Source organism: Actinomyces ruminis, from assembly GCF_002154335.2.
Classification (GTDB): domain Bacteria; phylum Actinomycetota; class Actinomycetes; order Actinomycetales; family Actinomycetaceae; genus Actinomyces; species Actinomyces ruminis.
This window is the reverse complement of sequence record NZ_MTPX02000054.1, coordinates 1-3,519: the sequence shown is the minus strand read 5'-3', so window position 1 is coordinate 3,519 and position 3,519 is coordinate 1. Positions and strand designations below refer to the sequence as shown.

4 protein-coding genes are annotated in these 3,519 nt (G+C 70.1%); 2 read left to right on the top strand and 2 right to left on the bottom strand.

Features of this window, described 5'->3' with window-relative positions; all coding sequences use genetic code 11:
- A partial coding sequence (locus BW737_RS10685) for a site-specific integrase (protein ID WP_476723624.1) occupies positions 1 to 277 on the bottom strand: 277 nt, incomplete at its 3' end.
- 361 nt (positions 278 to 638) lie between these two features.
- Here BW737_RS10685 and BW737_RS10680 point away from each other — a divergent pair.
- Both BW737_RS10680 and BW737_RS10675 read left to right on the top strand, forming a co-directional pair.
- Entirely contained in the window at positions 639 to 1,559 is a 921-nt protein-coding gene (locus tag BW737_RS10680; protein WP_086616095.1) for an ABC transporter ATP-binding protein, read from the top strand.
- Positions 1,556 to 2,383, top strand: a complete 828-nt coding sequence (locus BW737_RS10675; RefSeq protein WP_218961900.1) for an ABC transporter permease subunit — start codon at positions 1,556 to 1,558, stop codon at positions 2,381 to 2,383. The genes BW737_RS10680 and BW737_RS10675 overlap by 4 nt, the downstream gene beginning before the upstream one ends.
- A gap of 41 nt (positions 2,384 to 2,424) precedes the next feature.
- Here the strand turns inward: BW737_RS10675 and BW737_RS10670 are convergent.
- Positions 2,425 to 3,519, bottom strand: a 1,095-nt coding sequence (locus tag BW737_RS10670) for a DNA-processing protein DprA (RefSeq protein ID WP_099330374.1), incomplete at its 5' end; no start/stop codon positions are given.

Sequence of the window (3,519 nt, the reverse complement as noted above, 5' to 3'; positions counted from 1 at the left end):
CGCGCAGGTCCGGCAGGTCCAGGGCGCCCAGGGCGGGTCCCACCGGCTCGTCCTCGCCCTGGCCAACGCCGAGGAAGGTCAGCAGCTCGTCCAGGTCGCCGAGGTAGGCGCGCACCGTATGCGCAGACAGGCCCCGTTGCAGGTCCAGGTAGCGGGCGAAGGCGCCCCGCAGCTCGGCCCGGGTGGTGCACCGGCTCGCATTCACCGGCCTCTTCGGCCGTCCCCCACCCGGCGGGACCGCCGAAGAGCCCTCACCAGCCTTGGAACCCGCGCGCACGGGGCCAGTCTAGTGGCTCCTCTGGTTCGGGGATGTGGATGGGACGCGGCTCGGCCCATGAGAGCGCGCTACCACGACCGGCATTGTCGCAATCCGTCACAAACGCAGCCGCGGCATCTAAGCACTACTCGTAAAACATTGAAATCATGCGGTTCCGGAACTTGGGAGAACAGGACGAATCTTCGTTTGTGACGGATTCGGACAATGTTCTCGCCGACAAGCCGGCGAACACGTGGCCGGGAGCGGTGTCCGGCTCACGGACGGGTGTTGTCCTCCCATATTGCCTCCGTAGCGTATTCGGAGAAGCGCTTCGTGCCCACCGAGTGCCGAATGGGCACATGTCGTCGGTTCAGGAGGACTCATGTCGGCGGTCATCACCACCCATGCGCTCCACAAGCGCTTCGGGCGAGTGCATGCAGTGCGGGGTATTGATCTGCAGGTGGAGCGAGGCTCCGTGTACGGACTGATCGGCCCCAATGGGGCGGGCAAGACCACGGTGCTGCGCATGCTGCTCGGCATCATGCGCCCCACCAGTGGCGACATGTCCGTACTCGGCGCCTCACCCACCACCGACCGCCCACAGCTGCGCCGACGCATCGGCTACCTGCCGGGCGAGCTCAACCTGAGTGAACGCACCAGCGGTGCCGCACTGTTGAAACACCTGGCCGAACTCAGCGGCCCGGTCGCCCCTGGCCGGATCGAGGCCCTGGCCGAACGCCTGGATCTCGACCTGAGTCGCCCGGTACGGTCGTTGTCGAAGGGGAACCGGCAGAAGCTCGGGCTGATCCAGGCGTTCATGCACTCCCCCGAGCTGCTGATCCTCGACGAGCCCACTTCCGGCCTGGACCCGCTCATGCAGCGCGAGTTCCTGAACCTGGTGCGGGAGGCACGCGAGGCCGGGCAGACCGTGCTGCTCAGCTCTCACATCCTCAGCGAGATTCAGCATGCCGCGGATGCCGCCGCCGTGCTGTCCCACGGTCGAATTGTGGCCGAAGGCGCGGTCTCCTCCCTGCGTCCGGCGGCCGTGTCCCGAGTGCGCGCGGTGCTCAGCGACTCGACCCCGCAGGAGATTCGCCTCGGCCTGGCGGAGCCGGGTCTATTGAGCGATCTGCAAATCGAGCCGGCGCCAGGACACCAGCTGCGCATTCTGGGGGCGTTCCGCGGACGTGCGGACGAACTCGTCAAAGGGCTGTCACGATTCACGGTTCAGGAGCTCACGATCGAGGAACCCGATCTGGAGGAGTCGATCCTTAACCTGTACGCCCCGGAGGAGGACGCATGAGCACGTCCCTCCCTCAGAACTCCACCTCCCGGGCCACCGCACCGATCCTGCGTCGGCATCTGGCCGAGGGCGCCCGCTCGCTACTCGGCTGGAGCGTCGCACTCGCCGCGGTGCTGGCACTGTATCTGCCGGTCTACCCGTCGTTGCAGACGCCTGAGCTCGCCGACGTGATTAGCAGCCTGCCGACGGAACTCGTCTCGGTCCTGGGATACGACCAGATCGCCACCGGCGCGGGCTATACCCAAGCCGCCTTCTTCGGTCTGCTCGGCTTCGCCCTCGCGGCCATCGCCACCACCGCCTGGGGCACGCGCCTCCTCGCGGGCGCGGAGGAGAGCGGGCGGCTGGAACTCACACTCGCCCACGCAGTGGGACGCGTGCAGTACGGGGCCGAAAGCGCTGCGGCGCTGGTGGCACGGGTACTCGTGCTGTCCCTCGTCACGGTGGCCGTGTTACTGGTTCTCAACCCAGTCGCCGAGCTGGGACTGTCCATCACCAACGTGCTGGCGGCGACGGCCTCCTGGGCGGGACTGTCCGTACTCTCAGGAACTGCGGCGTTAGCAGCCGGCGCACTGACAGGGCGGAGCTCCTGGTCGCTCGGCGTAGGCGCGACGGTGGCTGCGCTCGGCTACGCGCTGAACGCGGTCGGCGGCATGTCCGCCGATCTGGAGTGGCTTGTGACCCTGTCCCCGTATCACTGGGCCTTCGGAAACCGGCCTCTGAGCAATGGCTTCGACTGGGGCGGCCTGGCCCTGCTGTGGGGGCTGAGCGCCATTCTGGTCGGGCTCAGTTGCGCGGCCCTGTCCCGCCGCGACGTCGGGCGCTGAGATCCGTCGGCGCGCGGCCACGGCGCCAGCCGACTCCGAAATCACCGACGCCCGCGAGCGCGGCGCCAGGACGCACCTCTGCGCTCCACCCTCCCGGCCAATTCCAGCAGCCCCAGGGCGGCGATGGTCTCGCGCTCGGCCAGCCCCGCGGCGCGCGCAATCGACTCAACAGCGGCGTCGCCGCGTGCAGGCAGCGCATCCAGGACGGCCGCTTCCGGCCCGTCCAGGCCGTCGAGCAGGCCGGAGCCGGCGTTGGCGGGGTCGGCGGCCTTGGCGGAATCGGGATCGGTGGCCCCCAGGGGCGTGACCAGTTCCAGGGCCTCCTCGGCGTCGGTGACGCAGACGGCGCCCTGCCGCAGCAGCCGGTGGCAGCCGACCGAGGCCATGGAGGTGACCGGCCCCGGCACGGCTCCCACCGGCCTGCCCAGTTCCAGGGCGTGATGGGCGGTCGACAGGGCACCGGAGCGCCAGGCAGCCTCGACGACGACGGTGGCCTCACTCATGGCGGCGATCAGTCGGTTGCGGGTCAGGAAGCGGTGGCGACCGGGCTGGCAGCCGGGCGGCACCTCGGCCACCAGGGCGCCGGTGGTAATGACCTCCTCCAGCACGTCGGCGTTGCCGGCCGGGTAGAGGCGGTCCACTCCCCCGGCGGACACCGACACGGTGGCGCCGGTGCGCAGGGCGCCGCGGTGGGCGGCGGCGTCGATTCCGAAGGCGCCCCCGGAGATGACGACGACGCCCTTTGCTGCCAGACCACTGGCCATGTCCACGGTGACATGCTCGCCGTAGTCGGTGGAGGCGCGCGCACCGACCAGGGCCAGGGCGTGTCCGCTGCCCGGTCCGGCAGGCACCAGATCCTCGCGGGTGCGCGAGTGCGCGGCATCATCGGCGCCGGCGCGGGAAGCGAGCAGGGCGGGGTCACCCCGCACCCACAGGCAGTGGGGCGGCCGCACCAGGTCGTTCAATCCACTCGGCCACCACGGGTCTCCGGGGAGAACCAGGCTGCCGCCCAGGCGTTCCAGCACCTCCAGTTCGCGGCGGATGTCCAGGCCTTGCAGACGCGGCGCCCAGCGTCCGGCGGCGGTGGCCCAGTCGGCGCTGGCGCGGGCGGCGTCCCCGCGGAGTGGCAGCGGCGG